The organism is Anaerosolibacter sp., from assembly GCF_029240175.1.
Lineage (GTDB): Bacteria > Bacillota > Clostridia > Peptostreptococcales > Thermotaleaceae > Anaerosolibacter.
Genome location: NZ_JARBTM010000017.1, coordinates 68,493 through 92,080 on the forward strand (window position 1 = coordinate 68,493; position 23,588 = coordinate 92,080).

22 protein-coding genes are annotated in these 23,588 nt (G+C 37.9%); 2 read left to right on the top strand and 20 right to left on the bottom strand.

What is annotated here, in order from left to right:
• Positions 1-29 precede the first annotated feature (29 nt).
• The 9 genes from K0R93_RS13630 to K0R93_RS13670 form a co-directional block, all read right to left on the bottom strand.
• Positions 30-2,195: an EAL domain-containing protein gene (locus K0R93_RS13630; RefSeq protein ID WP_300302320.1), complete on the bottom strand. Its 2,166-nt coding sequence runs from the start codon at positions 2,193-2,195 to the stop codon at positions 30-32.
• A 445-nt stretch (positions 2,196-2,640) separates the two neighbouring features.
• Positions 2,641-3,552, bottom strand: coding sequence for a ribose ABC transporter substrate-binding protein RbsB (gene rbsB, locus K0R93_RS13635; RefSeq protein ID WP_300302322.1), 912 nt, complete (start codon positions 3,550-3,552; stop codon positions 2,641-2,643).
• Between the two features lie 74 nt (positions 3,553-3,626).
• A complete protein-coding gene (rbsC, locus tag K0R93_RS13640) occupies positions 3,627-4,562 on the bottom strand; it encodes a ribose ABC transporter permease (protein WP_300302324.1) in 936 nt (311 codons plus the stop codon).
• Between the two features lies 1 nt (position 4,563).
• Positions 4,564-6,060 carry a ribose ABC transporter ATP-binding protein RbsA gene (rbsA, locus tag K0R93_RS13645; RefSeq protein ID WP_300302327.1) on the bottom strand — a complete coding sequence of 499 codons (1,497 nt, stop codon included), beginning with the start codon at positions 6,058-6,060 and terminating at the stop codon, positions 4,564-4,566.
• 12 nt (positions 6,061-6,072) lie between these two features.
• Positions 6,073-6,492, bottom strand: a complete 420-nt coding sequence (gene rbsD, locus K0R93_RS13650) for a D-ribose pyranase (protein ID WP_300302329.1) — start codon at positions 6,490-6,492, stop codon at positions 6,073-6,075.
• Positions 6,489-7,409 (bottom strand): ribokinase, encoded by a 921-nt coding sequence (rbsK, locus tag K0R93_RS13655; protein WP_300302331.1) that lies wholly within the window; start codon positions 7,407-7,409, stop codon positions 6,489-6,491. The genes rbsD and rbsK overlap by 4 nt, the downstream gene beginning before the upstream one ends.
• Before the next feature lie 49 nt (positions 7,410-7,458).
• Complete coding sequence (locus K0R93_RS13660; protein ID WP_300302333.1) at positions 7,459-8,466, bottom strand: LacI family DNA-binding transcriptional regulator; 1,008 nt, start codon at positions 8,464-8,466, stop codon at positions 7,459-7,461.
• 253 nt (positions 8,467-8,719) lie between these two features.
• The gene (locus tag K0R93_RS13665; RefSeq protein WP_300302335.1) at positions 8,720-9,286 is read right to left on the bottom strand and encodes a hypothetical protein; all 567 of its coding nucleotides are present in this window, start codon (positions 9,284-9,286) and stop codon (positions 8,720-8,722) included.
• 40 nt (positions 9,287-9,326) lie between these two features.
• On the bottom strand, positions 9,327-9,605 hold the full coding sequence (locus K0R93_RS13670; protein WP_300302338.1) for a hypothetical protein: 279 nt from the start codon (positions 9,603-9,605) through the stop codon (positions 9,327-9,329).
• A 420-nt stretch (positions 9,606-10,025) separates the two neighbouring features.
• Here K0R93_RS13670 and K0R93_RS13675 point away from each other — a divergent pair, with 420 nt between their 5' ends.
• Positions 10,026-10,421, top strand: coding sequence for a VOC family protein (locus tag K0R93_RS13675; protein WP_300302340.1), 396 nt, complete (start codon positions 10,026-10,028; stop codon positions 10,419-10,421).
• Positions 10,422-10,543: 122 nt separating this feature from the next.
• On the opposite strand, the gene K0R93_RS13680 is transcribed toward K0R93_RS13675, so the two are convergent.
• The 3 genes from K0R93_RS13680 to mtnK form a co-directional block, all read right to left on the bottom strand.
• Positions 10,544-10,957: a hypothetical protein gene (locus K0R93_RS13680; protein WP_300302342.1), complete on the bottom strand. Its 414-nt coding sequence runs from the start codon at positions 10,955-10,957 to the stop codon at positions 10,544-10,546.
• A gap of 350 nt (positions 10,958-11,307) precedes the next feature.
• A complete protein-coding gene (locus tag K0R93_RS13685; protein ID WP_300302345.1) occupies positions 11,308-13,413 on the bottom strand; it encodes a glutamine synthetase III family protein in 2,106 nt (701 codons plus the stop codon).
• A 297-nt stretch (positions 13,414-13,710) separates the two neighbouring features.
• The gene (mtnK, locus tag K0R93_RS13690; RefSeq protein WP_300302347.1) at positions 13,711-14,955 is read right to left on the bottom strand and encodes an S-methyl-5-thioribose kinase; all 1,245 of its coding nucleotides are present in this window, start codon (positions 14,953-14,955) and stop codon (positions 13,711-13,713) included.
• A 387-nt stretch (positions 14,956-15,342) separates the two neighbouring features.
• Between mtnK and K0R93_RS13695 the strand changes: the two genes are divergently transcribed.
• Complete coding sequence (locus tag K0R93_RS13695; RefSeq protein WP_300302349.1) at positions 15,343-15,540, top strand: cold-shock protein; 198 nt, start codon at positions 15,343-15,345, stop codon at positions 15,538-15,540.
• Between the two features lie 99 nt (positions 15,541-15,639).
• On the opposite strand, the gene K0R93_RS13700 is transcribed toward K0R93_RS13695, so the two are convergent.
• The 8 genes from K0R93_RS13700 to K0R93_RS13735 form a co-directional block, all read right to left on the bottom strand.
• The gene (locus K0R93_RS13700; RefSeq protein ID WP_300302352.1) at positions 15,640-16,356 is read right to left on the bottom strand and encodes an ABC transporter ATP-binding protein; all 717 of its coding nucleotides are present in this window, start codon (positions 16,354-16,356) and stop codon (positions 15,640-15,642) included.
• Positions 16,356-17,126, bottom strand: a complete 771-nt coding sequence (locus K0R93_RS13705) for an ABC transporter ATP-binding protein (RefSeq protein ID WP_300302354.1) — start codon at positions 17,124-17,126, stop codon at positions 16,356-16,358. Before K0R93_RS13705 ends, K0R93_RS13700 begins: the two co-directional genes overlap by 1 nt.
• A 10-nt stretch (positions 17,127-17,136) precedes the next feature.
• Entirely contained in the window at positions 17,137-18,099 is a 963-nt protein-coding gene (locus K0R93_RS13710; RefSeq protein WP_300302356.1) for a branched-chain amino acid ABC transporter permease, read from the bottom strand.
• Positions 18,100-18,108: 9 nt separating this feature from the next.
• On the bottom strand, positions 18,109-18,984 hold the full coding sequence (locus K0R93_RS13715) for a branched-chain amino acid ABC transporter permease (RefSeq protein ID WP_300302358.1): 876 nt from the start codon (positions 18,982-18,984) through the stop codon (positions 18,109-18,111).
• A 123-nt stretch (positions 18,985-19,107) separates the two neighbouring features.
• Positions 19,108-20,286 carry an ABC transporter substrate-binding protein gene (locus tag K0R93_RS13720; RefSeq protein ID WP_300302360.1) on the bottom strand — a complete coding sequence of 393 codons (1,179 nt, stop codon included), beginning with the start codon at positions 20,284-20,286 and terminating at the stop codon, positions 19,108-19,110.
• Positions 20,287-20,841: 555 nt separating this feature from the next.
• Positions 20,842-21,273, bottom strand: coding sequence for a DMT family transporter (locus tag K0R93_RS13725; RefSeq protein ID WP_300302362.1), 432 nt, complete (start codon positions 21,271-21,273; stop codon positions 20,842-20,844).
• Positions 21,274-21,289: 16 nt separating this feature from the next.
• On the bottom strand, positions 21,290-21,988 hold the full coding sequence (locus K0R93_RS13730; RefSeq protein WP_300302364.1) for a Crp/Fnr family transcriptional regulator: 699 nt from the start codon (positions 21,986-21,988) through the stop codon (positions 21,290-21,292).
• Between the two features lie 128 nt (positions 21,989-22,116).
• Positions 22,117-23,400, bottom strand: a complete 1,284-nt coding sequence (locus tag K0R93_RS13735; RefSeq protein ID WP_300302366.1) for a glycoside hydrolase family 18 protein — start codon at positions 23,398-23,400, stop codon at positions 22,117-22,119.
• Between the last annotated feature and the right edge of the window lie 188 nt (positions 23,401-23,588).

Sequence of the window (23,588 nt, forward strand, 5' to 3'; positions counted from 1 at the left end):
TGCTGTCTCTAAATAATATGTTACTAAAGCTAACTACTTTGGGAAGTTAGAAGTCCTTGTGGTTTTCTCAATATATACTCAACAAGCTCACTGAAGGGAATTGGCTCGCTGTAGAGATATCCCTGGAATTGATCACAGCCAAGCTCATGAAGAATATTCCGCTGCTCCTCATTTTCAACATATTCTGCTATAACTGAATAGTTTAAATCTTTACCTAGAAGTACAATAGATGAAATAATATTCCTACAAATGTAATTGGACATAATATCACGGACTAAAGAACCATCCAACTTAATCGTATCAAATTGATATTCTTTCAGGTATATCAAGGAACTGTGTCCCATACCGAAGTCATCCATTTCTAGTTTGATTCCCATCTTTTTTATAGAATGTATCTGATGAATAATTTTTTTGTTGCTTTTTAGTGCCAATTTCTCAGTTATCTCAATATTGAGCCTCTGAGGCTCAATGAGGTGTTTATTGATAATTTCTTCTATGTTTTGGATAAAGCCTTCGTTTTCCAGCTGGACAGCAGATACATTCACTGACACAGATTGATGCTGAAGACCTTTCTCTTCCATTCTTTTTAAGTCGCTGCAAGCCGTGTCTAATATCCAGTAGCCAAGTTTATCTATAATCTGGGATTCTTCTGCAAGTGCAATGATCAAGGGAGGATAGATATAACCATAGCTGTCATGATTCCACCTCAGCAGCGCTTCCATTCCGATTACATTTCCCTCATAGTTTACCTGTGGTTGGTAAAACAAGGCTAATTTATTATTGTTAAGATTATGCTCCAAATCAACCGCCAAAAATCTAGATATGCTCCCTATGTCATCGTATCTATCAAGAAGTGCTAAAGCCGCCCCGGGTCCTTCATTCTGCTTGAAAAAATCATACACCTTATTGATACTGTTTTTCATCTGTACTTCATATATATTCTCTGCAAGTTTTACAAAAGGTATATAGCAAAGAATCCCCAAAAGCAAATTGAAAAATTGCAGTATGCTTCCACTTATTGATTTCGTTGAAATATAACCACTCAAAAAAATAGGGGTTGTCCATTCCACGAGGTTACTTGTATAAGGAACCAAGTCATAGTACATAGCGAGAAATGAACTTAATGTTAAGACTACCGGTACAAACAGAAATGGGATCATAAAGATAGGATTTAGTACAATGGGTATACCGAACACAATCAGCTCGTTAATGTTAAATACTACAGGGATCAGTGACAATTTTGCAAGTTGAAGTTGATTTTTACTTCTTCCTGTAATCAGGATCGCACATATAAGACATAGGGCAGACCCACACCCTCCCATCAAAACAAATGTATCAAAAAATGTTTTCGTGAATATTTCCGTAGGCAACTTATGTGTCTCGATTAATGCCTGATTGACGGCAATAGCCGGTACAAATATGCTTTGGGCCACTGGCTCGAGAATATTACTCCCGTGCATCCCTAAAAACCAGAAAACATGGATAAGTACAACAAATAAAATCCCGCTCCATAAAGGTGACTCTATTTTAACAAACAGTTCACTAAAGAAGTCTGATATAAAGCTTTGTATGTTTGATATACCAAAGAAAACGATCAGTGCATGATTTATAGCTGCGAAGACAGTTATTGTTATAGCTGCTGGAAAGATAGAATTTAAGGTATAATTGAATGCTGAATTAGCTCCATCTGTGAAAGCTTTTATTCTTAGCGATTTTACTGAGCTGAGCTTCAAAAATACCCAAGAAGAGCTGACAGCTGTCAAAATAGCAACAAAAACACCAATTACTCCTAAATTCTCAAACAGAAATCCTTCTTTGCTTATACCAGAAATTGCAATAAAAGAGGCCAAAGAAACTGAAGCAGCAATAATGGGACTTATATTATGAACATGCAATTCTTTAAATTCAACGAAATAGGAATAACTGATGGATATAATCATAATGATCGAAAGGATATTAAAAGTGCCATCACGAATGTAAAGGAAAATACTTTTCCAATGACTTCCAAAAACTTCTTCCATCATGGTTTGATAGGCTGGTATCGGTAAACTTAAAAAGAACAATGCAATAGAACCAATCAATACCAACGGAATCATGTATGTAAGTCCACGCCTTATTGAAATCAGCAATGTATTATTTCCAATTTGCTCATTAAATTTAACGAAAGTTCTTATGCTCCTATTTATATTTGGCAATTGCTTCTTCCTCCCACATTTACACAATATCATCATCTACGAATACCCTGTTTTGATTTTATATCCCCGCTTTATCTCAACTATTATTCCAAATTACTATTTAATGCCAACCTTCTGGTCAAAATAAGCATGAAAACGCAGTATGGCTCACACTTTCTTTAAGTCAATTTTAGACAAATATCGACTCGATGGAAATACTAACCATATTATATAACTTTCTTCCCTCCATGTACATATATTAACTACTTGCACTATTCAGAATCTTTTTGAATCAAAACAACCTGTCTACACAACGCATACAGAGATCATCTGTACTATGTAACAATTTTTGTTTTTGAAAATATTAAGTGTAACTGGAAATATCCTATGGATGTTATACAAAATGAAGAGGATGGGTGAAATCACCCATCCTCTTCATTTTGTATACTTTTTGACTTATGTTATTCTATTTGGTTACTAGCTTTAAATCCACCGGAACAAAGCTATCTACAGATTCACCTTTTAACACCTTGTCGGCCATCTCTACCCCTAACGAACCAATCATATCTGGTTGTTGGGCTACAGTGGCAGCTAACTTTCCTTCTTCAACAGCTTTCACCGCATCATCAGTCGCATCAAACCCTACTACCATAATTTCTCTACCGCTTGCCTCTATTGCCTTTAATGCGCCTAATGCCATTTCATCATTATGGGCAAATACTGCATTAATCTCTGGCTGCGCTTGAAGAATATTTTCCATTACGCTTAATCCTTTTGTTCTATCAAAATCTGCTGTTTGCTTTGCAACAACCTCTATACCAGTTCCATTAACTGCTTCATTAAATCCTTGCCCTCTGTCTCTTGCAGCAGAAGTTCCTGCAATACCTTCTAGTTCAACGGCTTTTCCATTTCCACCAAGTTGATCGACAATGAATTTTCCTGCCATTTTTCCACCTGCTGCGTTATCTGACGCAATGTGAGTAACTACCTCACCAGCGTTTGCGCCTCTATCAAGGGTAATTACAGGTATCTTTGCTTCATTCGCAAGCTTAATCGCACTTCCTACCGCGTCTGAATCAGTAGGGTTAATAAGGATCGCAGCAACTTTTTTTGTTACTAAATCCTCTACATTTGCTAATTCCTTCGCAGGGTCATTTTGTGAATCTAAAACAATTAATTCAGCACCAATTTCTTTCGCCTTTGCTTCTGCTCCATCTTTTAGGGTAACAAAGAATGGATTGTTTAATGTAGAAACAACTAATCCCATTTTTAGCGCTTCTGGTTCCTTTGTCTCTGTTGGTGCTGTGTTATTGGTACAACCAGCTAACATACCTACCAATAGCAACAACACCATCATCATGCTTAATACCTTTTTCATTTTAATTCCTCCCTTTAATATAATTGACTTTATCATTCTCCGAAAAACATAAGGTTTTTCAGCAGAAAACTAAATTATTTTTTCCTATCTAGCAGCACTGCAATGAGAATTACAGCTCCCTTTACAATCATCTGATAGTAAGACGATACATTTAGTATATTTAGCGCATTGTTTAAAACACCAATAATCAATGCCCCTGTAACCGTGCCGAATATGCTGCCCATGCCGCCTGACAAGCTAGTTCCCCCGAGGACAACTGCTGCAATGGCATCTAGTTCATATCCAGAACCTGCATTTGGCTGTGCCGAAGCAAGTCTAGAGGTGATAATAACGCCTGCCAATGCTGCGCATAAACCACTCAGCGCGTATACGATGACTTTGATTTTAGCTACAGATATTCCTGATAGCTTTGTAGCTTCTTCATTTCCTCCAAGGGCATACACATATCTGCCTAACCTAGTTTGACGAAGGATATAATAAGCAGCTACAAAAACTATCAAGGTAATATAAATGGGGACGGGGATCCCTAAGAAATAGCCATTTCCAATAGTTGAAAATCTCTCTGCATTTTCCCCACTCACTAGGGTAATAGGCCTTCCATCCGTAAATACCAGTGTTGCACCCCTTAAAACCGTCATGGAGACAAGGGTGGCAATAAAGGGCTGTACCTTTCCTCTGCTGATGATAATACCTGAAATGGCTCCTGCCAATGTCCCGACCATAAGTGCAATTGCAATAGCAAAGAATGCATTCATTCCACTCGCAATTAAACTGGCACATATTGCACCTGCAAACGCTAACACTGATCCGACAGAAAGGTCAATGCCTCCAGTCAGAATTACAAACGTCATCCCTGCTGCAATAATAGAATTGATAGATGTCTGTCTAAAGACATTTAAGATATTAGAAAAGGTAAGAAATTGGGGACTAACAAATGAAATAATAATTGAAAAAGCCAATAAGCCAATCACTGATTTATACTTGAGTAATTTATTTTTATCAATTTTCATACTAAGCCTCCTCTATTCCAACAGCGCATCTTAATATTTGCTCTTGGCTGGCCTCTTTTCTATTAAAAGCTCCTGTAATTTTGCCATTAAACATAACCAGTATACGATCACACATTCCGAGCACCTCAGGCAGTTCTGAGGATATGATGATAATACTCATGCCTTCTTTTTTAAATTGATTGATTAAATTATAAATTTCCTTTTTCGCGCCAACATCTACACCCCTTGTTGGTTCATCAAGAATCAGTATTTTAGGTTTTGTCATGAGGCCTTTCGCAATGGATACTTTTTGTTGATTCCCACCACTAAGGTTCTTAACTGTCTGATCCATGCTAGGTGTCCTTATGGACATGTTGTCAATATAGTGTCGTACCATATGCTCTTCATTCTGTCCGTTTAGCTTGAAGAGGAAGCTTTCAAACTGCTTTAAATCTGATAAGCTCATATTCTCTTTCACCGATAAATCTAAGATCAACCCTTGACCTTTTCGATCTTCAGAAACATACGCTATACCATGTTCCAATGCAGATTTAGGTGAAGAAATAGTATACTGTTTTTGATCAATGAAAACTTCTCCTTCTCTGACTGGAAGGCTGCCAAAAATCGTTTTTGCAAGTTCAGTTCTCCCAGATCCCATCAAGCCTGCAATTCCAATTATTTCACCTTTTCTTAAGGTAAAGCTGATATCCTCTATATATTCATTGGATAGGTTTTTCACCTCTAAAACAACTTCTTTAAGTTCAACATCTACCCGGGGAAATTGTTCTTCCAGCTTTCTACCGACCATGGCTTCTATGATTAAGTCTTCGTTCAAGTTTGTCACAAGGTCCTCTGTGATAAACTTTCCATCTCTCAGTACAGTGGCCATATCACATATTTCAAAAATTTCTTTTAAGCGATGGGATATATAAACGATGCCACAGCCATTCTCCCTAAGCTCATTTATTACTTTAAACAAAGCTGCAGTCTCTTTATCTGTCAATGCATCCGTTGGCTCATCCATGATAATAATTTTTGCATCTAAGGACAAAGCTTTGGCGATTTCAACCATTTGCTGTTCACCGATGCTCAGATTTGATACCAATTCCATAGGATCTTTTTCGATACCTAGCCGCTCCAGCAATTTGGAGGAATTGGCATATAGCTTTTTCCAGTCTATTCTTTTGAATTTATTTACAGGTTCTCTCCCAAGAAATATGTTCTCCCCAATCGTAAGCTGAGGAACTAGGTTCAATTCTTGGTGTATGATGGCAATGCCCACATCCTGGGAATCTCTTGGTGTTTTAAATTTTATATGATTCTCTTTAAAATAAAGCTCGCCTTCGTCCATTTGGTAAACACCACTAAGAATTTTCATCAAGGTTGATTTACCCGCTCCATTTTCGCCTAGTAATGCCATCACTTTTCCTTCATAAATATTAAAGTCTATTTGATCTAAGGCCTTTACTCCTGGAAATTCCTTTGTTATACCTTTCATCTGCAATAGTGGTTTTGCCAATTTCCTCACTCCCTAAAATACCACTCCTGATTTCAATATAATGTTTGCATAAGGCGTATACTCCCCTGTCCTTACGATACAGCTAGATTCCTTTGTCATTGATTTGAATTCCTCATGGTCTACTTCTGTTATCCTTACCTTGATGTTCTCAGCAGCTTCAACGGACTCGATAATCTTCAATATCTCCTGAAACATGTGGGGACTGATTTCTCTTATTTCTCTTGCTATAATAATCTCTTCAATCCGTAATTCCTCTACTATGGTTTCCAGGGTCTCTATAAAGGTTGGTACACCTTTCTTTATAGCAACATCTATTCTTTGTACCCCTCTTGGAATGGGTAATCCGCTATCACAAATTGTAAGCATATCATTGTGTCCCATCTTTGCGATGGCATAAGAAATATCTGCATTAATTAAAGTACCTTTTTTCATAGTAATTCCCCCTTAAACTGAGTAACCGCTTCTAGGTATGGCAAGGAACTCTGGGCCCCTTGTTTCGTAACAGTCAATGCCCCTACCTTTGATGCAAGTTCGATGGCTTGATCCATTTCTAATCCATTCATAAGACCAATGGTGATTCCTCCTACAAAACTGTCTCCTGCCGCAGTGGTGTCTATGGCACTTACCTTATAAGCTTTAAAGTACCTATATTCTTTCCCTGTTAGATAAAGACAGCCTTGCTCCCCAAGGGTTACAATCAACTCCTTTACACCACTTGCAACAAGCTTTCTTCCAGCCTCTAAGATGTCGTTTTGATCTTTAATCGTTATCCCAGATAATATCTCTAGTTCGGTTTCATTTGGAATTAGCAGATCTACCTTTGAAATGATGTCATTGTCAAGGTATTGGGCAGGAGCTGGATTTAGTATTGTATATTTGCCTAATTCCTTGGCCTTCACCAAAGTATGTTTGACTACTTCTATTGGCACCTCCAACTGTAGGACAACCAAATCCGATTCATTTATTTGGTCTATACAATTGTCTATGTCCTCTATTGTCATCCTATAATTTGCTCCTGGGATAACAATAATTGAATTGTTTGCCTGTTCGTCCACGGTTATAACTGCAACTCCCGTGGAGCAATCGTTTTCCTTTCGTACAGATGCTGTGTCTACTTTGTCTTTATTTAATGCTTCCACCAAGGTGTCTCCAAAGCCATCATCACCAACTGTACCTATCATCCTCACATTCCCGCCTAATCTCGCAATGGCAACAGCTTGATTGGCACCTTTGCCTCCAGGTATCTGCTGAAAGGATGCACCAATAACCGTCTCCCCAGCCCTCGGCATCTTCTTGGTACTTGCAACCAAATCCATGTTCAAGCTACCCACTACAACTACACTACTCATCTTTTCGCTCTCTAGTCAAAACAACTAAAGACCTTCCCCCCTTTAAATCTTATTTCTTTATCGTCGATTTTCTTATGACAAGCTTTGTATCTAATAGGATATCTTTTTTTCGTATGCTTTTCTTTTCTAAGGCACTAATCAGCATGCCTGCCGCTTGATATCCCATTTCATAATTGGGTTGTTTTATGGTTGTAAGCTCTGGATCTACCAAGCTAGCCATATATATATCATCAAAACCAACTACCCCTACTTCCCGAGGTACATCTCTTCCTAATTCTTTTAGTGCCTTAATGGCTCCAATACCAATTAAGTCATCTCCACAAAACAGTCCGTCAAAGACTACCCCTTGTTGGCTCAGAAGCTTTATTGCATCGTATCCCCACTCACTCTTATACTCACCTTCTAAAACCATTGCATCCTGATCAGGAATATCAAATTCTTTTAGTGCTTTTTTATAGCCTTCATATCGGTCTATACCAGGTTTGCTTTGTAAAGGACCTGATATAAATAGGATTTTCTTATATCCGCAATCTAGAAGGTGGCTGACCCCTTGATAAGCTCCTTGGAAGTTATCCACGATGATTTTTCCTTTTACTCCCTTAAAATCTATATCCCTATCCACTAAGACAATGGGGATAGAAGCTTGTTTTAAACTCTCTACGCCCGTTTTTCTTCTTGCCGATGCGGTAAATATAATGCCATCCACCATTTTTTCCACTAGCATATCTATACATTTTTCTTCCTTGACTAACTCATCATCTGTATTACAGAATATAATATTGTATCCCTCTTCGTTTGCTTTATCTTCTGCACCTCTAGCCAATTCAGGGAAAAATGGATTTCTTATATCTGGAATAACAAGTCCTATCGTCTTGGTCTTTTTCGTGATCAAGCTTCTAGCCATGACATTTGGAACATAGTTGCATTCCTTCATTACTTTATTTACCCGGTCCTTTGTTGCCTGACTAATATCATGGTCTTTATGATTAATAACTTTAGACACAGTGGCTGTTGAAACCTCAGCTATCCTTGCAATATCCTTGATCGTAACCTTCATCATATGCCTCCACAGTCTACTTAAACGTTTTACTTAAACGGTTTACTAAACCGTTTAAGTAAATTATATATTGCCCAATTGTTTTTTTCAAGTAGATTTTTTCCTATTTTCTGCATCTTATTTGTGAGTTCGCGACACTCCAATAAAATCTGCTTTTGTGATGCATTAACCTAAATAAAGAGACTGATCCATTAAGGTTGCCCTTATTAACGGATCAGTCTCTTTATTCAGGTAATGATGTAACTCATGGAAATTACTCAAAGTATACAAATTTTATCTTGGATTGGTATAGCCTTTTATATAGTTTATATTCAACTTTAGATTCTCTCGTTTTTATAAAAATATTCGTGAAAAACTCCCAAAGAAATACCCAGCCGCCTATAAAGACTCCTTCGTGTAGAACATTAAGCACAATGTTTTGATCGTCTTTAAAGAAAAAATATCCTATACTTAAAAGCGAAAGAGAAAACAATAAGTAAAAAATAGTCTTTTTATTTAAGTTAGATTGAATCTTCTCAAGCCGTTCTATGGCATAATTATAGTGATTCTGATAGGCAGATATTAAAGCTGTCTCTTTTTTTTCATCTTTTTTGGATATAGGTAAATATAGCACAATACAGATATTATACTTTAAAGGAATATCTTCTGAAGAATTTACGATGAAATCATTGAACTCAACTTCAATATCTCTCTTTTTAAATGGTGAAGGGTCCCAATCATCATATACATCATCATAATTATCGAGAGATACTTCGATAAGATATGTTCCGGTTGATTCTTCAAAGTTATAAAGATTTTGAAAATATCTTTTTTTTTGCATTTTATCACCTTTGCTTATATAAAAATAAGGATTTTACCTGCTAAAAGGCCTCAAGCATTCCTACCATTGCCGTTTTTTGTTTAATATCCCCTTCGATGAAATATTTATCTAATGCATTATAGTATATAAATATCATCAATGGCAAGTGGAATATCCAATACGTAGAGAGTAAGTTTTTTCCCTTTTGCTTTTTCAAAGACTTCATCACCTCATGATAACCATTTACAGGACCATTGGCATGCTGAAGCAGATAAGGAGGCTTCTCATTGATCAATCGACTCTCTTTTGTGTTCCATTGTCGTCCTCCACTTTCACACATAAATTCTTTTATTAATATTCCCCTATCTATTCAAATCAAAACTACCCGCTCAGTGGGTAGTTTTGATTTTGCTTTTGCAAAGGCTTCATCACATCAGAAAAACCAATTCAAGCAAGCTTAAAATACCGAAAAAAAATATATCCTATGGTGTTGTCCAAAATAATGAACTCCTACAACCTTTAACATGCTTTTTCATGTGTACCTGTTTTTTATAACCCCTTAGTCAACATGTATCGTTCTTAACTTTTACTTGACACGCAACCAAAAATTTTCATATAATTAACCCACGAAAAGCTAGATATTTGCACTTGATTGAACCAAAACAATGGCTTGCCTACTATGAACGGTTTTGGGATCATAAGCTTGCTAAACTTAAAAATTTTGTGGAAACTAAATAATAAACAAAGGGGATACTTTGATATGAAAAGAATTGTACCTAATATCAGCGTAGAAAACTGTAAAGAAGTACTAGACTACTACAAAGAGGTGTTCGGCGGAGAAATAAAAAATCTTCAAATGACAGACGGAAAGGAAATGTTTAAAGGCCAGGAAGGTAAAATTCTTCATGCTGAATTGCACATTAACGCCGATTGTATTTTATATCTTAATGATACCTTTGGGCCAAAAACCGAGAGCAGCAATATTAGCATTATACTTCAATTGGATAGTGAAGATGAAATAAACCAGCTGTATACTACACTTAAGTTAAAGGGTACTGTCACTTTTGAATTGCAAAAAACATTTTGGGGTTCTTACCATGCAGTCGTAACTGATTGTTATGGTACTACATGGTCTATGGATTACGCCGGAAGATAATTACCTATTTAAGCTATTACATTGACTTTTGAATAAGAAATAAGCCCTTCGCTCGCTTACCCCACTTCCATATTGGGACGTAAAAGCGAGTTTTTTGCTGTTATGAGCTAAAAATGCTTAGCTTATATATGATTTTGTACTTCCTTTATTACCCATTCTTGCGCTTCCTGATAGTTTGTAAATAGCGCAAGACGAATTGGCCGATCTTGTATTGATTTTCTCATCTGGAGTTCTATAACAGATGCATATTTACTTGCCTCATCGATAACGATCGCCCCTCCCATGAATCCAAGACCTTCCATCTTTCCAATATAGGTTTTTAATTCCTCCGTAATCATGGATACATCATATGCTCTTAAATCACATAATTTTATCCATTTTCTGTTTTCGAATAGAGGTATAACTTTTGTAGCATAGTCATCATGAAGTCGTTGAACATCGTTGGGTTTCCAATACCCTACAGGCTTTTCAATAACTATATTTTTTGATTCATCCACAATTAATATATATTTATCTTGTATATCTCGAATCTCCATATAATCCCTCCATGTACATTCCTGTGAATAATCTCCATACACTTATTCAATTCGTTTAGTATAAATTTAAACTATTTTTAATTAAGATACAAGAATTATTTTTGATTCGAAATAAATATATAGATGACTCAAAGATTGCTATTTGGTGTCTTATGTCGGGAAAATCCGCACGCCTGCCAACATTAACATCTACTCTTTCTATTTTAGAAAGAAGGTATACCGTGAAAGCTTTTACTCGGAAAGCATAGTATTACCTAGAAAAGACAAAGCTAGGAGCTGTCTCATGGTAGAAATAGTATTCTACCAATGAGACAGCTCCTTTTATTAATATTTATGATAAGTTTATCTTTTTATACTTGGAATAATAAATCTCCATAGGTAGGCATCGGCCATAATGCTTCGTCTACTAATGTTTCCATATAATCTCCAACGGTTCTTAACTCACCCATGGCAGGAAACACAGATTCTCTGTAGAACTGTGCTTGTTCCAAGGCGTCCCCTTCCACTTCGGCTGCCTCTTCAGTTACCTTTTCTAGTGCAGCCAATTTCTCTCTGAAAGAAACCAGAGAAGAAGAAACTTCTGTTAGTAAATCTATCTGTACAGTTACATCTGCACTGGCCACAGCTGTCCTTATTGTATTGATAGAGGCTGCCAACTCTGTAGCGTATTTGATCGCAGCTGGTATCATCTGACGTTTTACCATTTCGATCATGGTTCTTGCTTCGATATTAATTTGCTTCGAGTACTCTTCTAATAGTATTTCATATCTAGCGTGTAGTTCTACTTCACTTAATACTTTATGTCTAGCATATAAAGCAATAGCTTTCTCTGTGATGATTGCTGGAATAGCCGCTACCGTGGAAGAAATATTTGGCAGGCCCCTTCTAGCTGCTTCTTCAACCCATTCTTCAGAATATCCATTTCCATTGAAGATAATTCTTCCATGTTGTTTTACAATCTCTTGCAGCAATTGTTGTACAGCCCCATTAAAATCAGTCACTTTCTCTAGTTGGTCTGCAATTTCTGATAATACATCGGCAACAATAGTATTTAGTACAACATTAGGACCTGAAATAGACCCAGAAGATGGAACCATTCTAAATTCAAATTTGTTTCCAGTAAATGCAAATGGAGATGTTCTGTTACGATCCGTTGCATCTTTCGGAAGAGCCGGTAGTGTAGAAACGCCAATCGTCAACATACCCCCTTGTTTAGAATTCGTCGCTGGACCTTTTTCTATTTGCTCTAAAATATCTGTTAACTGTTCACCAAGGAATATAGAAATGATGGCCGGCGGCGCTTCATTGGCGCCAAGCCTATGATCATTTCCTGTGTTGGCCGCTGAAAGACGAAGTAAATCCGCATGGACATCTACAGCCTTGATGATTGCCGCTAAGAATACTAAAAACTGTGCATTTTCATGGGGCGTTGTTCCTGGTTCCAATAGGTTTACTCCATCATCGGTACCCATCGACCAGTTATTATGTTTTCCTGATCCATTTACTCCTGCAAATGGCTTTTCATGCAATAAGCACACTAAGCCATGACGATTGGCTACTTTTTTCATCGTATCCATGATCAACTGGTTATGATCTGTTGCAATGTTTGTAGATGCAAAGATTGGTGCCAACTCATGCTGTGCAGGTGCAACCTCATTATGCCTTGTTTTTGCTGCAACACCCAATTTCCATAATTCTGCGTCTAGTTCTTTCATATAGGCCGAAACTCGTTCTTTTAAGCTTCCAAAATAATGATCTTCTAATTCCTGTCCTTTTGGAGGCATTGCACCAAATAAGGTTCTTCCTGTATATACTAAGTCCTTACGCCTCTTAAAAAATTCTTTGTCTATTAAGAAATACTCTTGTTCAGCACCCACCGTTGTAATTACCTTTTGAGATGTTTCATTTCCAAACAATCTTAATACACGAAGGGCTTGCTTAGAAATAGCTTCCATGGAACGTAACAATGGTGTCTTTCTATCCAATGCTTCTCCAGTATAGGAACAAAATGCCGTTGGAATACATAGGGTATCTTCTTTTAAGAAAGCTGGGGACGTACAATCCCAAGCAGTATATCCTCTCGCTTCAAAGGTTGCTCTGATTCCTCCCGATGGGAAAGAGGATGCATCCGGTTCTCCTTTAATCAACTCCTTACCTGAGAACTCCATGATCGCTTTTCCGTCTGCTGTAGGTGATATAAAGGAGTCATGTTTCTCAGCAGTAAAGCCTGTCATTGGTTGGAACCAGTGAGTGAAGTGGGTTGCTCCTTTTTCTATTGCCCAATCTTTCATTGCATTTGCAACAACTTCCGCCACTGCAGGATCTAATTCTACGCCCTGATCAATTGTCTTACGTAATGCCTCATACGTGTTTTTAGGCAGACGCTGCCTCATTACTGCATCATTAAATACATTCGTACCAAAGATTTCGCTTAACGATCGATTTGCAAAGTTCATTTTACATCCCCCTCATATGATAATTTCGTATAAAAATAAAAAGGCGTCCTCGAATAAACTCGAGAACGCCATTGCCCACAAGACCATAATAGTCATTTTTACATGCAGTTAGCTTTTATTCACAAGAACGCCATTGCCCTTAAGTATTTACTGCTGTAATAAGTATTTAATTTTAGTTGACTGAATTTTTATACATATTATCTTACTACACACCGCTACTGTTTGCAACAACTTTTTTCTCCTAACGCTGTAAAATATCATCAATTAATTGCTCCATAAAATTCAAACGGTACTTTACTAATGATTATTTAAACTTCTTATATAATCTTCCCTAATGGTTACTATGATTTCGATAAATTCGTCCATAGACCCTATCTTATTTCTGTTTAAAAGCATATACTGATCAATGGCAATAGACAGTCCTTGGGCGTTACACCGGTCTATCATATTTTCTATGACATCAAAATCTGGATATCCTACCAATGATATAAGTCTGATCATATTCGCACAGGCAGCAAAACCTATAACCTCTGACAAAAATGTTTCTAAAATCGATTCTTTATAGCCTTTGATCTGCTTATAGGCTTCTTTTCCATCTTTCTCCCAGCATTCATTAAAGAAATATACATAATAGTCATATATCTCCTTTATGGTTTGCAGTAGATAGATACAATAGGCCTCCCTCTTCCCATCATCAACATTTGATTTAAAGGTAAATGCTGCAAACTGAGATATTAAATGGGCGATTAAATATCCCATATCAAATGAATAAGGCCCCATGAAGGTATACTCCATATCAATGATCTTCATCCGATCTTTATCAATAAAAATATTGGAAGTATGTAAATCACCATGAATGAGGCATTCCCCCCTTTTCATGAATATGTCCCTCATCTTGTAGCATTCTAGAATAATCTCATCTTTCGACCATACAAGCTCAGAGAGCCTTAGAAGCTTTTTGTTAGGTGTATTGTAATCAAGCCCTTGAAAAGCAGCCCTAATAAATGCAGCATTCTCCATAATGGATCGCATATCTGCATTGATAAATGTTGCTTGCAGAAGCCTATGGGTTTCCGGTTTTAGATAGAGCTCAGATGTATAGAAATTTGACTTGGCTAAGTATTCTCCTATTTGTTTTGAGAACTTTGGAAAATATGCCATTTTGTTTAGTTGAAAGCGCATGACTTTTAGATAAGATAAATCTTCCATAATAAAAATATGGTTTTCCCTATCAATATAATAAGTTTCGGGAATGTATGCTGAAACGATTTGTCCCCTTAATCGAAGGGTTTCATACTCTAGAACGTTTCGAAAAGGAGTTAAATCGTAGCCTTCTCCGAAATATTTCAAATAGGGTCTGGCCTGCTTAACAATGACTGATTTCTCATGATTGTATACTCTATAGATATAATTTACAAAACCCTCTTTTTCTTCTTCAGGATTAAAGTCACTGATATCCTCTACAAGAAGTTGGTTTTGTGGGAATATCCTTGTGTGATTTCGCACATATTCAATGATGTTATCCGGTGTAATAATTAGCATCTGTCCTCATCACCTATCTATGTTTATTACTCAAATCATATCATCTCAGCCATTATCCATCAATAAAACCGACCCATAACATTTTGCTCACTAGCTATACATTTTTGTCCTCAGTTGATCAGTTTTTGAATCGTAATAGAAAAAGAATGCGACGTAAGATCGAGATCAAGATTGTGAAAAGAATATTCGTAGGGAGCGGCCCCTGTGCCGTTCCGTTAGGTTGTTTCCCCGAGATAAACGGAAGGCTGCTTTACAAAATTTGAAATTAATTCCAAGCTACTTAGTGATTATGAAGTATAACTTTCTTCAAGCATTATCATAATAAATAGAGAGGTACAATATCTCTAAAAGTATTCTTTGTAATGGATTTAGGAGGTGTAGAAACAAATGACAGGCACAGTAAAATGGTTTAATGCAGAAAAAGGCTTTGGATTCATTGAAAGAGAAGGCGGAGACGATGTATTCGTTCACTTTACAGCTATACAGTCAGAAGGCTTTAAATCTCTTCAAGAAGGCCAAAAAGTAGAATTTGAAATCGAGCAAGGCGACCGCGGCCCACAAGCCAAAAATGTAATACCTGTTTAGGTTTCCCTACTTTTTCAAGACAAAAGCCCCATGGATTATCATCCACGGGGCTTTTGCCGAAATAGAAAATCATATATCTAAATATAGGAGCACGCTGATTTAGTGACCTACTGCACCGCCTAGATAAGCTTCAGAAATCTCTGGTCTAGACGCTAATTCTTTCGCATCTCCTGAAAGAACGATCTTCCCTGTTTCCAATACATATGCCTGATGGGCGATGGACAGTGCCATATGGGCATTCTGCTCTACAAGTAGAATGGTTGTTCCCTCTTGATTTAACTCTTTGATAATAGAGAATATTCCTTGCACTAGCAGCGGTGCCAAGCCCATGGATGGTTCATCCAACAATAGTAATTTTGGCCTTGACATCAATGCTCTACCCATGGCCAGCATCTGTTGCTCCCCACCACTTAGTGTCCCAGCCTGCTGCTTAATCCTTTCTAAAAGGCGTGGAAATTTCTCAAAAACATGATCCATATCCTTTTTTATACCACTCTTATCTTTTCGAAGATATGCACCCAATTCCAAGTTTTCCAATACCGTCATATTTGCAAATACCCTTCTACCTTCTGGAACCTGTGAGATTCCCATAGCCATAATATCCTGGGCTGGCAGTGTATTGATCGGTTTTCCTTTGAAAGAAATCTGTCCACTTTTTGCCCTATTTAACCCTGATATGGTTCTCAACGTGGTTGTTTTGCCAGCGCCATTTGCACCGATAAGGGTAACGATCTGTCCTTCTGCTACCTCTAAGGAAATACCTTTAATGGCATGGATCGCACCATAAAATACATTTAGATCTTCAACCTTTAGCATTATATGGCCACCTCCTCGCCTAGATATGCCTCTATAACCTTAGGATTTGACTTAATTTCCTGAGGTGTGCCATGGGCAATAATCTTTCCATAATCCAATACATAAATACGCTCACAAACATTCATTACCAAGGACATATCATGCTCGATCAGAAGAACCGTTAGGCCAAAGGTATCTCTAATGAATCGAATCAATTCCATAAGGGCCTGGGTTTCCTGGGGATTCATCCCTGCAGCAGGCTCATCGAGTAAAATTAGCTTAGGCTGCGTTGCTAAAGCCCTGGCAATTTCCAATCGTCGTTGTTCCCCATAGGGCATATTCTTCGCATATTCGTCTGCCTTATGATTTAGTTTGAATATCTTTAACAGCTCCATTGCCTTATTTGTAATTTCTTGTTCTTCCTGTTTAAACTTCTTTGTTCCAAATATACCTGCTGCCACACCATATTTTACATTTTGATGATACGCAATCTTTACGTTATCAATAACGGATAGGTCTTTAAAAAGCCTGATATTCTGAAAGGTTCTAGCAATTCCCTTCTGAGTAATCTCATAAGGTTTCTTTCCTACAACGCTTTCATTCAGAAAAATAATATCTCCCGAACAAGGCTGGTAAACACCTGTAAGCATGTTAAATGCCGTTGTCTTTCCAGCACCATTGGGGCCAATCAGACCAATTAATTCACCTTGATCCAGATAGATTTCAAATCCACTTACTGCTGTTAAGCCTCCAAAAGTTTTTACTAATTGTTTTGTTTCAATGATCGCCATGCTGAACACCTCAATTCTTCGAGAATTTAAACTTCGACTTCATTCCTGCCAACATGTCTACAGACAATTCCTTTGTTCCGAATAATCCCTGGGGTCTAAATAGCATGATGCCAATTAACATCAATGAATAGATTACCATTCTGAGCTCAGCAAATTGGCGAAGGGCTTCCGATAAAAATGTCAGCAACACTGCTGCTGCCACTGAACCAGTAATACTTCCTAAGCCACCTAAAACAACCATCAGCAGAATCTCCACAGAGAACATGAAGGTAAAGGACTGTGGGTGCAGCAATCGAATGAGATGGGCGAAGATCCCCCCTGCCACGCCTGCAAAAAAGGCACCAAAGGTAAACGCCATCACCTTATATCTTGTTGTATTGATCCCCATTGTCTCTGCTGCAATTTCATCTTCACGAATAGAAACACAGGCACGACCGTGGGATGAATTCATAAAATTAACAATAAAAAGCACCGTTAAAACAGCTATAGCATACGCCCATAAGAAGTTTGTATAACCAGGAATACCCCACATACCAGCGGCGGCACCTACAAACTTCCAGTTTACAAATAAAACTCGAATAATTTCACCAAAACCTAAGGTTGCGATTGCCAAATAATCGCCTCTCAAACGTAGTGTAGGGAGCCCGATTAAAAAGCCGGCTAAAGCTGCAACTAGACCACCTACCAAAAGCGAAACAAGAAACACAATGGGGCCAGGCAGCGGCGGTGCAATCCTTGTGGTTATAATTGCTGAGAAGTATCCTCCTACCGCTGCAAATCCTGCATGACCCAAAGAAAACTGTCCAGTAATTCCATTAATAAGGTTTAAGCTGGTTGCCAATATAATAAACATACTCATCGTCGTTAAGACTTGGGCATAGTAGGCATTTAGTACACCAAGCCAAATCAGTGACTGAATTGCAACGCCAAATGCCATTGCAGCTGCTACTGTTAGTAATTTTTTCTTGTTCATGGCCATCACCTACACCTTCTCTCTAACATTTTTACCTAGGATGCCAGCCGGTTTCAAAATAAGTATACCGATAAGGATGGCAAAGGCCACTGCATCTCTAAATGTAGAATAACCAATGGCACTGATGGTAGACTCAGCAACCCCAAGAATCAGTCCTCCGATCATGGCCCCAGGAATAATTCCAATTCCACCTAAAACTGCGGCTACGAAGGCTTTTAATCCCGGGAGGGTTCCCATCAAAGGCTGGACAACACCGTAATACTGACCTACCAAAACACCGCCTGCAGCTGCCAAGGCAGAACCTATGGCAAAGGTGAAGGAAATCGTATTGTCTACATTGATTCCCATTAATTTTGCTGCGTCCTGATCGAAAGAAACAGCTCTCATGGCTTTTCCCATTTTTGTTTTCTGTACAATAAAATGCAAAATAATCATCAGCGCGATGGCAGTAAATAAAATGAGTACCTGCCCATTGCTCACTGTGGCTCCCATAAAGCTCCAGTTTATCTGCTGCATCTTAGGAAATGCTTTTGGAGATGCCCCTATAGAATATATAGTGAAATTCTGAAAAAATAAAGATAATCCCACAGCAGTCATAAGCGCCGCAACCCTTGGCGCATTTCTCAGCGGCTTATATGCAATTCTCTCCATAATTACACCAAGCCCAGCACAAAGAACCATTGCCAAAGCTAAAGCAGCAAAGAAGGGTAATTTTAAAGTCGTAATTGCATAATACCCAAAAATAGCCCCTAACATATAAACTTCACCATGGGCAAAATTAATCAGTCTTATGATTCCATAAACCATTGTATACCCAAGGGCTATAAGGGCATATACACTACCCAGAGAAATACCATTGATTAACTGTTGTAGAAATTCTGCCACATCCCCACTTCCTTTCATCGACTATTTCTTTAGCGTATGATACAAATTTAAACAAATTTCATAGTTATAAATGAAAGAGGGGTAGGTCAATCCCCCTCTTCATTCACCTTATTATTGATTCTTTTATGGATTTACAGTTGTGAAGTATTTTTGTTGTTGATCTTCAATTTTAATTACAACGGCACTCTTTACTGGGTCTCTTTTTTCATTTAATTTGATGGCCCCTGTAACACCCTTTAAGTCGATCTTAACAAGTGAATCTCTAATAGCTGTAGAATCAGCACTTCCGGCTGCTTCAATAGCTTCGAAAACCATATATGCTGTATCGTAAGCAAGGGCAGCCAGGGCGTCTGGTGTCTCATTGTATTTTGCCTTAAATGCTTCAATAAATTTCTTCGCTTCTGGAGAATCTACGTCTGGTGAGTAGTGGTTACTGAAATAGTGTCCATTTGCAGCATCACCAGCAAGCTCGAACAATGTTGGAGAATCCCAACCATCTGCACCAAGGAACGTAACATTTTCTGGGAAGCCTACGTTATTTTTCGCTTGGTTAAGAATTAGTCCTACTGTATCATAGTATGATGGTACAAACACGACATCTGGCTGTGCATTCTTTACAGTTGTCAAGATGGCATTGAAGTCAGTATCTCCACTAACGAAGGATACCTCAGAAACAATAGAACCACCATTCTTCGTAAATACATCTTTGAAAACATTGGCTAAACCAATGGAATAATCACTGTTTGCATCGGTCATAATTGCTGCTTTTACAGCCTTTAAATCATTTGTTGCAAAGTTCGCCATAACCTGACCTTGGAATGGGTCAATGAAGGCTGCTCTAAAGATATAATCTCCTACCTCAGTAACCGCTGGGTTCGTGGAGGAAGAGGATACCATAGGAACCTTTGCTTCCTGAGCAATTGGAGCCGCCGCTAAGGAGTTGGAGCTTGCTACCGCACCTAGAATAGCGACTACCTTGTCTTGTTGGATGAGTTTTTGTGCAGCTGTGGCTGAGTCAGCTTGGGCACTTTTGTTGTCTTCCATGACAAGCTCTACTTTTCTGCCAAGAAGGCCACCATTGGCGTTAACCTCTTCAAACGCCATATCTATAGCCTTCTTAGAAGACTGTCCGAAGGTTGCGATAGCACCTGTCAAAGGATAAATACCGCCGATTTTAATCGGTCCTTCGTCTCCGCCAGCTGGTGCTGCAGCCGGTGCTTCTGCAGGCTTGCTTCCGCAAGCTGTTACTAACAAACTTGCAATCAATAACATTGCGATAAGAATAAATGATTTTCTTTTCATACTGAGTCCCCCTCTTTTTGATTTTTTAGTTGTTCAGGAATTCCATGAAATCTTTCCTTATGCATAAAACGCGTATGATTTCAGATTGCAATTTCACTTTCTCCTGTAATCTGAATGGAATAAATATTAAACTTTCATAATATTCATCCATTCATTTCATAGATTTAGCTGTACCTAATATTTTAACTCCCTTAGGCACGATTCTCTAAACCTCTGAAATTATTTATAAAACTAATTATAGTTACTCCCTATACCCCTGTCAATACCGTTTTTTAAATTTTCTGATAAATGAAATATTATTCGTTTTCCGGAAAACGATACCAATATTGCATTTTCAATCTTGCAAAATTCAGAAGATTTAAACAAAAATTTTCCTTTAAATTTTATTATATTGTAGACTCCTGTCATAATTTGAAAATAAGCAAAAATATAAAGACAGGAAAATCCTGTCTTTATATTTTTGCTTATTTAACTTATAGATGCAAAATATATGCGCTAGGGGACGCTCATTGTGCATCTAAGAAGGAAGATATGCATTGGTAGATCCGTGCTAGATCAGCCCTTGATCTTAAAAATCACGACACCTGCAATCATAACCAAAATTCCCATTGGTTTCGTAAAATGAAAGGCAATTTTTTCTGCCCCAAACCATCCAAATGTATCGATACAGACTGTGGTAATAAGCTGTGCTATCAACATAGTACCAATTGCTAGTGTAGGGCCTGTCAGTCCTATGCCTTTCATAACACAATAAATGATGATTACACCGAAGGCACCGCCAATCAAATATAGTTTTTTCACTTCAGTGATTTTTCCCATGTTACCCTCCCTCAAAATTAGGAGCATCAACAGAGAAAAAAGTAGCCCAACACCATGAACCACTGTAGTCGTTTCCCACAATCCGATTCTCTCACTTACCCTTGTATTAAAAATACTTTGCAAACTAACCAAGATTCCTCCGAAGATGGAATAGATAATTCCCAGCATAATAGCCTCTCCACTCCTATTCATATAAACTTCCGCAAGAAAGCTCCTCGATCTTATTGATATCATGAATGATAATTGATCCTTTATTTCTACTTATAATTCCTTCTTTCTCTAATTGTCTAATTACACGATTCAGATGGCGATAACTTGTTCCTAATAGCGTAGCCACCTCAGTGAGCTTCGACGATTTTAATTCCTCTCTATGTACATCCTCCTGCTCATTAACCATGGTAGACAAAAGATAGCTTGCAAACTTATTTTCTACTGGATACAAAAGGTTCAAAGCAGTAGCATTAGAAATAGTATACAGCTTGTGGCATATTTGCTTAATTAAAAACCGAAGAAATTTAGGATCATTATAAGAAAATTTATTGAGGTGCTCATATTTTATCTCTATCAGCATGCACTTATTCACGGCTTCTACATTACATCGTGCCTGATAGCCTGTGAGATATTCCATATCTCCTACAATACTTAAAGGTTTGTTGAATCTCAATAATAAAGCCTTTCCATTTTCTTGTACCGTATAAATCTTCAACTTTCCCTTAACCAAAAAGAACATGGACTGAAACATATCCCCGCTCTGACAGATGCATTCTCCTTTGTCTAGGGTATACAAAGCCATGTATTGGATCACTTCTTGATCGAAGATATCCTTCAAGTTATATTTTTCGATATATGTATATAACAGATTCCCTTCTGTTGTGAGTCTCATCCCAGTACCTCTTTCACAATGTTTATCCTCTTTAACTTTAGTTTAAATAATAGCATAAAAAAAGAAAAGGACATATGTCCTATTTTGCAAATTATTTAAATTAAATTCAGTCTATACCTATTATTTCTCTAGGAAAGAACCTTTCGAACATCATATAGAGCGTTTACTACCAGCCAATTTTGAGGGAAATATCTTCCAATGGTCCAGTAGCTGATTCCACCCAAATTGTACTCTTCAACCAAATTTAATTTTGCCTGTATACTTCGAGCATCCTCAAACCATACCTCATGTTGTTTTCCATTGGTATCATAGTAATTAAAGAATGGAGATTGGGACTCCCCATCATATTCGATGGCAGCTCTTCGTGTCCGTGCTAGATCCACTGCCCCTGTATTGGATACAGTCGTAGCCCGAGAGCCTCTGGCATAAGGCAGAGTCCAGTCATAGCCGTAATTTGGTATCCCCATAAAAATTTTTTCCCTTGGAATAGCTGATACTGCGTAGTTTAACACTCTTCTGATTTCATCAACAGGTGCTACAGCCATTGGAGGGCTATAGGTGTATCCCCATTCATAGGTCATTAAGATCACATGATCTACTAGTGCGCCATGGACAGGATAATCGTGGGCTTCATATAAAACACCTTCCTGTTCAGCAGAAATCTTTGGTGCCAAAGCAGTCGTCACAGTATAACCCTGATCTCTTAAACGACTTGTAACCTTTCTTAGGAAATTGTTATAGTCTTCGCGGTTTTCAGGGTAGATATATTCAAAATCGATATCTAGACCATAATAATTCTTTGTTCTCAAATTTTCAAGTATATTGGCAATAAGCCTTTCCTGGACATCATCATTGGTCAAAATGGCTTTTGCAACCTCACTGCTGAAGCCTCCTCCAGCTTCAAGGTTTGTAATTACCATCAATGGTGCCACATTTGCTGCCCGAGCAGCCTGGATAAGAGGTTCATCATTAATGGGTCTCAGAGTTCCATCTGGATTTACCTCATAGCTAAATATACTAAGATACGTCAGATTCGGGAGCGTCTTTCTCAGTACCTCCATATTAATATTGGGTAATGCATATCCATTGACTTCAATTGTACCCCTTTTCGCTGTTCTTGATGGTATCGTTAGTACCTGACCTGGGTAAATCACACCATTTGCTCCTACTTGGGGATTTGCTGCAATCAAGTCATTTACAGCAACACCATATTGTCTGGCAATGCCATACAGGGATTGGCCTGGTAACACAGTATGGCGCCTTTGTCCCTCTAATACCACTATGGTTTGCCCCACAACCAACCGATTTGGTTCGCTCAATTCATTGTCGGCAATTATCTTCTCTGGCGAAACGCCATACCGCTGCGCAATATTGTAAATGCTTTCACCAGGTTTCACAACATGAATGATCAATATACTCACCTCACTATATAGTTTCAATTCACTATATGTCTGGAAAAAATGTTTGTGTATGCCTTTGCATTTAATTTTTCGTCCAAGAACATCTCTCATTCCCACAGCATAGGTTAATATTAAAAAGAAGGTGAGCAGGACAGATCATTCACATATCTAAGGGGTAACAAAAATAAAAATCAGAGGTA